At 47.8% G+C, this 6,483-nt stretch carries 8 protein-coding genes; 5 read left to right on the top strand and 3 right to left on the bottom strand.

Annotated elements, in window-relative coordinates; genetic code table 11:
• Positions 1-896, bottom strand: an 896-nt coding sequence (locus ACOJS8_RS11430) for an MFS transporter (RefSeq protein WP_420148672.1), incomplete at its 3' end; no start/stop codon positions are given.
• Positions 897-986: 90 nt separating this feature from the next.
• Here ACOJS8_RS11430 and aroB point away from each other — a divergent pair.
• Positions 987-2,027 (top strand): 3-dehydroquinate synthase, encoded by a 1,041-nt coding sequence (gene aroB / locus ACOJS8_RS11425; protein WP_420148671.1) that lies wholly within the window; start codon positions 987-989, stop codon positions 2,025-2,027.
• A 123-nt stretch (positions 2,028-2,150) separates the two neighbouring features.
• Positions 2,151-2,684 (top strand): DUF4136 domain-containing protein, encoded by a 534-nt coding sequence (locus ACOJS8_RS11420; RefSeq protein ID WP_420148670.1) that lies wholly within the window; start codon positions 2,151-2,153, stop codon positions 2,682-2,684.
• A gap of 76 nt (positions 2,685-2,760) precedes the next feature.
• On the opposite strand, the gene gldA is transcribed toward ACOJS8_RS11420, so the two are convergent.
• Positions 2,761-3,678 (bottom strand): gliding motility-associated ABC transporter ATP-binding subunit GldA, encoded by a 918-nt coding sequence (gene gldA / locus ACOJS8_RS11415; RefSeq protein ID WP_420148669.1) that lies wholly within the window; start codon positions 3,676-3,678, stop codon positions 2,761-2,763.
• Positions 3,679-3,820: 142 nt separating this feature from the next.
• Between gldA and ACOJS8_RS11410 the strand changes: the two genes are divergently transcribed.
• The 3 genes from ACOJS8_RS11410 to ACOJS8_RS11400 are packed head-to-tail and all read left to right on the top strand — an operon-like array spanning position 3,821 to position 6,120.
• A complete protein-coding gene (locus tag ACOJS8_RS11410) occupies positions 3,821-5,491 on the top strand; it encodes an amino acid permease (RefSeq protein WP_420148668.1) in 1,671 nt (556 codons plus the stop codon).
• Positions 5,492-5,519: 28 nt separating this feature from the next.
• Positions 5,520-5,750 (top strand): hypothetical protein, encoded by a 231-nt coding sequence (locus ACOJS8_RS11405; RefSeq protein ID WP_420148667.1) that lies wholly within the window; start codon positions 5,520-5,522, stop codon positions 5,748-5,750.
• Positions 5,725-6,120 (top strand): type II toxin-antitoxin system PemK/MazF family toxin, encoded by a 396-nt coding sequence (locus tag ACOJS8_RS11400; RefSeq protein ID WP_420148666.1) that lies wholly within the window; start codon positions 5,725-5,727, stop codon positions 6,118-6,120. Before ACOJS8_RS11405 ends, ACOJS8_RS11400 begins: the two co-directional genes overlap by 26 nt.
• Before the next feature lie 164 nt (positions 6,121-6,284).
• Here ACOJS8_RS11400 and ACOJS8_RS11395 read toward each other — a convergent pair.
• A partial coding sequence (locus ACOJS8_RS11395) for a hypothetical protein (protein WP_420148665.1) occupies positions 6,285-6,483 on the bottom strand: 199 nt, incomplete at its 5' end.

The following is a 6,483-nucleotide window of genomic DNA, read 5'->3' as shown; positions in this document are numbered from 1 at the left end:
ATCCCGACCGCCCGACGCCCAATTTTCAGACCGTAACGTTTGGTGAGCGCGTCGCTCAAAACGCCACCTACCAGACACCCAATAGCACCCAGAAAGTAAGAGAGCGAAATGAAATTTTTAGTCTGATCTTCGTTCAACCCGCGTCCTTCCTGAAAATATACCGATGACCAGTTGGTGAAGAAATACGATCCGTAGAAAAACAGATGGCACATCAGCATCAACGACCATAAATCAGGGTTTCGGATAATGGTTGTCCACGGAATGCTATGGTCGGTGGGTTTGCCGCTACGTCCTGCTTCGATTTCCTGAACTTCGGTATCGCTGATGCCTGTTTTGTGGGCCGGTTCATCGCGAAACCACAGATACCAGACTGTAGCCCATAGCACGCCCAGCATACCCAAGACGGCAAAAGCCCACCGCCATCCTACGGCGTGTACGAGCGGAATAACCACCAGGGGCGTTAAGGAGCCACCCAACCGACCGGCTGCCCAAATGGCCGATTGTGCCCGCCCGACTTCAACCGCAGGGAACCATCGCGCAATGACGATGGATGCATTCGGGTAAGCCCCGGCTTCGCCAATGCCGAACAAAAAGCGAACAACAAGCAGATAAAGAAAATTAAACGCCGTACCCGTCAGTGCCGTAAATCCTGACCACCAGAGCACAACGCGCGTTAGTACGCGCCGGGGACCAATTTTGTCGCCTAGTGCACCGGTTGGTATTTCGAACAAAGCATAAGCCAGCGAGAAAGCGCCCAGTATCCAGCCAAATTGCTCGTTATCCAGCTGTAAATCCGTTTTAACGTACTTGCTCACTACGTTCATACAAACGCGGTCGAGGTACGTAATGGTGGAGAGCAGAAACAAGCCCGTCAGAACGCGATAGCGTACTTTCATACAGAAGCAGAGGAGAACAGTAGAGGGAAAGACTAAAAATACTTATAGGCCTTACATTATACCCATTCACTACCGACGTATTTTTACAGCATGTCAACAGTAGCCATTGCCCCACTTACCGAAAGCCTGCCTGCTTTTTTAGCGTCCTATGATTTCTCCGACATTGCTGTCATTGTAGATAATCATACCTCTCGTTTTTGCTATCCTGATCTGAAATCGTTGCTGCCGAAGCATACGCTGATACGTATCAAATCAGGTGAAGAACAGAAACACATCGCCACCTGCGAAATGATCTGGGATGCATTGACCCGGGCTAATTTCGACCGTCATGGGCTGGTTCTGAACCTCGGTGGGGGGGTTATCGGCGACATGGGTGGCTTTTGTGCCGCTACGTACAAGCGCGGAATTGCCTTTGTTCAACTACCCACTACGTTGCTGGCTCAGGTCGATGCCAGTGTAGGCGGCAAATTGGGTATTGATTTCCGAGGCTTTAAAAACCACATTGGCGTCTTTCAGCAGCCCGACGCCGTACTGATCGATACGGCCTTCCTTGCTACGTTGCCCGAGCGCGAACTACGGTCTGGTTTTGCCGAAGTGATTAAGCATTGCCTGATCGCCGATGCGGCTATGTGGGATGAGATTCGTCGACGTGATCTGGCCGAACAGGACTGGGCGACGCTGGTGGCTCATTCGGTAGAGGTGAAGAAGCGCGTGGTAGCCGAAGACCCAACAGAGAAAGGTTTACGTAAGATTCTGAACTTTGGTCACACGGTTGGTCATGCCGTAGAAACGTACTTTTTGAACCAGCCCCGGAAGCGCTTATTACACGGTGAAGCCATTGCTGTAGGCATGATTTCTGAGGCATTTATCGCGTTTCAGAAAAAAATGATCGATAAAGACCTGTTGAACGCAACCGAAGAGTACATATTTTCCGTATATGGTAATGTTCGCCTACAGGACGAGGATATCGAACCAATTCTGGCCTTGACACTTCAGGATAAAAAAAATCGGGGGAATCAGGTCAGGATGTCCTTACTCGACGGACCGGGTAGTTGCGCGTACGACATTCCCGTAACAACGGCTGAAATGCGCCGAAGTTTAGAGTTTTACCGGGGCCTAAATAAGAATTAAATTTTGGCGCGTAGTCTATTGTTTGCCAAACATTTACGATTATATTTGAGTTCGACCAACAAGGTACTGTCACTATAGAGATTAAACGAATTTGTCTATTGAAAACTATTTACAACTGTGGGTATGAAAAAGTGCATTGGAGTCCTCTTTTCCCTGGCCGTTCTGGCGCTGGCGGGCTGTTCATCGAGTAGATTGTTTGTGGAGCACGACTACAGCTACGAGGGCCATTTTAAGAATTACGAATCCTTTAATTTTCTGGAGTGTGAATTTGTCGATTCAACCCTGCTTTGTTCCGACATTCAGGATGCCATCCGGCACCAGATGGAAGCCCGGGGTTATCGCGTAAGCAATCGAAATCCGAATCTGCTGATCTCGTATAATATCTTCCGTTCAGATCTTCGTTTCCGCGGCTACCAGCAGCCTGTTATTAAAGACTGGGTGGTTCGGGAAGACGACGACGCTACGTATAAGCGCATTGATTACAATCTTGATGAAGGTACGCTGATGATTTCGCTGATTGATGCTGAGTCATACCAGGTGATCTGGAAAGGCTATGCATCGAAGATGATGCGCAATCAGAATTTTAAGAACAACTACTTTAAAGGAATTGTCCGATCTATTTTTGACCAGTATCCGCTCATGGCGACGGTGAAATAAGGATTGATAGAATAGTGATGGAGAATGTATAGTGGACTCTCATTGCCATTGTACATTCTCCATTATTCATTTTATATTACTTCGTCAATTCCTTGAAAATACCCTCCAGTGAGTTTTCCTGTTGCCGAAGCCCGACTAGGGTTAAGTTCTGATCGGCAGCCAGACGGAAAATTGAGGCCCTTAAATCGATACTTGGCCCGGCCGTAATTCGGTACAGGCCATCGCCCAACGGCTCAACTCGCTCTACACCGGGCACTGCTGCCAGTACGTCAGGGGCCGTTAGCTCATTTTCAAATTCTGCTACCACCACAACGCCTTCGTCCGCCGATGCACTTCGGAGCTGACTCAAAGGCGCATCGGCGACAATTTTACCCCGGTTAATGATGATTACCCGGTCGCAGATCGCTTCTACTTCCTGCATGATGTGCGTTGAAAACAGCACCGTTTTATCCTGTCCGGCATCGCGGATGACCTGCCGGATTTCGGTTAACTGGTTGGGGTCAAGTCCGGTTGTAGGCTCATCAAGAATCAACACGGGCGGATTATGAATAAGTGCCTGCGCCAAACCCACGCGTTGGCGATAGCCTTTGGAAAGTTGCCCGATACGTTTATGTTGTTCGCGACCTAGACTGACCAACTCAATCATTTGCCCGATACGCTGGCTTAAGTCTGAACCGCCCAGTCCGTGCAGCGAACCCGCAAAGCGTAGGTACTCTTTGACATACATATCCAGATAAAGCGGGTTATGTTCGGGCAGATAACCGACGCTACGTCGCACATCCATCGGATTTGTCCGAACATCAAAACCGTTTACGTCGACCGTACCCTCAGTAGGAGAAAGGTAGCCCGTTGCAATTTTCATCGTTGTGGATTTGCCGGCACCATTTGGACCCAGAAAACCAACAATCTCGCCCGGATTTACCGTCAACGAAATCTGGTCGACGGCTCGTTGCTGTTTATAAATTTTAGTGAGATTCTGAACGCGGATAGACATAGATTATGAATACTGCTGACTATTGAACGATTGACTACAGGTAATTGGCATATGACGAATGCAAACGTAACAGACAAAAAACCGGAAACATTATCTATTTTTAGCGTTTAACCTCAACAAACACGGTTTTACCTAACCATACATGTCCATATTTCGGAAAAAAACGGTAACGCAGGCAGTCGGTGATGCTAACTCTGGCGATACGTCCCACCTCATGAAAGTGCTAGGCGTTCGTGATTTAACGTCGCTGGGAATTGCAGCAATTATCGGCGCTGGTATTTTCAGTACAATTGGTCGGGCCAGTTTTAATGGTGGGCCAGCTGTGTCGATGTTGTTTGTATTCACGGCTATTGCCTGCGTTTTTACGGCGTTAAGCTATGCTCAGTTTGCCAGTACGGTTCCCGTGAGCGGTAGTGCCTATACGTACGCCTACGTGTCATTTGGCGAAATTTTTGCCTGGATTATCGGGTGGGCGTTGATTCTGGAGTATGCCGTCTCCAATATGGTGGTTGCCATTTCCTGGTCGGAGTATTTTACGTCGATGCTGGCTGGATTTGGTATCAAATTTCCGGGTTGGTTAGCAACGGATTACGGGTCTGCGCATCGTGCCTACGAACAGGTTCAGGCGGCTCGTCCGGCTGCTACGGTGTTGCCGGAGAACGTATTGGCCCTGGCTGACGCCTATGAAAAAGCACCTTCGCTGGGCAGCTTAAAAGTCATTATGGACTTGCCCGCCGGTTTGATTACGGTACTCATTACGGCGCTGGTTTATATCGGAATCAAGGAATCACGTAACGCCAGTAACCTGCTCGTAGTGCTGAAGCTGTGCGTGATCGGGCTAGTAATCAGCGTGGGCGTTTTTTACGTAAAACCGGCCAATTGGTCGCCGTTTGCACCGAATGGCGTTCAGGGCGTACTGAGTGGCGTAGCTTCGGTATTTTTTGCGTTTATCGGGTTTGATTCGATTTCGACAACGGCCGAAGAGTGCCGGAATCCCCAGCGCGACTTACCCCGAGCGATGATCTACTGCCTAGTTATCTGTACCATTCTGTACGTGCTGATTACGCTCGTTCTGACGGGAATGGTCAATTACAAAGAACTGGGTGTCGATGATCCGCTGGCGTATGTTTTTCAAAAACTGGACCTCAATTTTATGGCGGGTATTATTTCCGTGAGCGCGGTAGTAGCCATTACGAGTGCTTTGCTGGCGTATCAGTTAGGGCAACCACGTATCTGGATGACCATGAGCCGAGACGGTTTGCTGTGGCCGAAGTTCTCGGAAATTCACCCGAAGTACCGAACGCCCTCGTTTGCTACGATTATTACCGGCGTACTGGTTGCCGTTCCCTCTCTTTTTCTGGACATGCAGTTTTTTATTGACCTGACCAGTGTTGGTACGTTCTTCGCCTTCATTCTAGTGTGCGGAGGGATTCTGTATCTGGACGCCAAAGGCATTTCAAAGCAATCGAAATTTCGGGTACCCTACGTCAACGGAAAATACATAATCGGACTAAGCTTTCTGCTTGTTTTCGGTTATGCCGTATATAGCGGTGGGTTGATTAACCATATTGAGGAGAAGCCACTGCTGTTTGTTTTCTGGGCCACCTGGGCTACGTTGGCAGTATTGGCATTCCAACGTAATTTCTCATTGCTACCGGTGCTGGGAATTCTGACAAACCTCTATCTGATGACCGAACTGGGGATCACCAACTGGGCTATTTTCCTGGTCTGGCTGGTTATTGGACTAGTCATTTATTTCTCGTACGGATTCCGAAAAAGCAAGCTGGCGAAGCAGGAGTTAATTTCATCGTAAATTTGTCTATAGATAAATTGAAGAAGTTATGGAAGTAGCACAATACACCGCTCAATCATTGTATGTAGTCTATCGCCAATTGCCGATAGAGGCACAGCAAGCATTTCTGGACTTACTTAATAGAGAAACAGGCGACGTAGTTGGTTATAAAAATACTGAATGGCTTCCGATGTCTGAAACCTCTCTACGCGAACTCTGGGACGCACCCGAAGAGGATTACTGGGACGATTTATATGCAAAGCAACAAGCTAAAAACTGAATTCATACAAGGTACCATCGCTTGGGCGTTCTATCCCCTTACCGATAAAATTGATAAAGCAAAACGGAGGCCTGTATTGATTGTAAGTAATAGTCAGTCTAATTTCTTGGATAACGATTATATTGTTTTGCCAATCACCAAAGCTATCCGTGCGCAGCCGTTTTCGCTATTTATCGAACCGGCAGATGTGGAGGGCGATCTCCCGGTGAGCAGCGAACTTTGCTGTAATAAGCCATTTACAGTGCGGAGCAACCTGATTACAGAACCAATCGGTTTATTAAAGCGAAATCGGCTGGAGGAAGTAATTCAACGTATATATGAAGCAATTGGAATCATAATTGACGTGTCGCCAGACGAGGTAAGCTTATAAATCAGTACGTTCCAAAGCATAATGTTCTCAGGAGATCGATCATTTCTTAATCGAATCACTTGTACCTTTTCGGTGGGCTGCATCAGGCTTGATTTATAAGTTTTCTTGCTCGATGACTGATGCATAAACAAGAATGAATGGGCCTGCATTGAGCATCGGCGGGCTCAGTAATACATCAACTCCGTAATGACGTTGTTCTGAAGAATTCGGGTTGGGTAGCCAGCAGCGTTATATTCATACGTAGCACCGGGCGTGACTTGCATATGTCGGCTTGAAAAAAACGGAGAGACGTAATGTATCATACCTGCATACGGGTTTAAGCCTTTATCATAGTCATACGTAAACGTACGATCGGGCGATGCA

Origin of the sequence: Spirosoma sp., from assembly GCF_048594605.1 — a bacterium.
In the GTDB taxonomy this organism is placed as follows: Bacteria; Bacteroidota; Bacteroidia; order Cytophagales; family Spirosomataceae; genus Spirosoma.
Note: the sequence above shows the minus strand (reverse complement) of the source record. Positions and strands in the feature narration are given on the sequence as shown.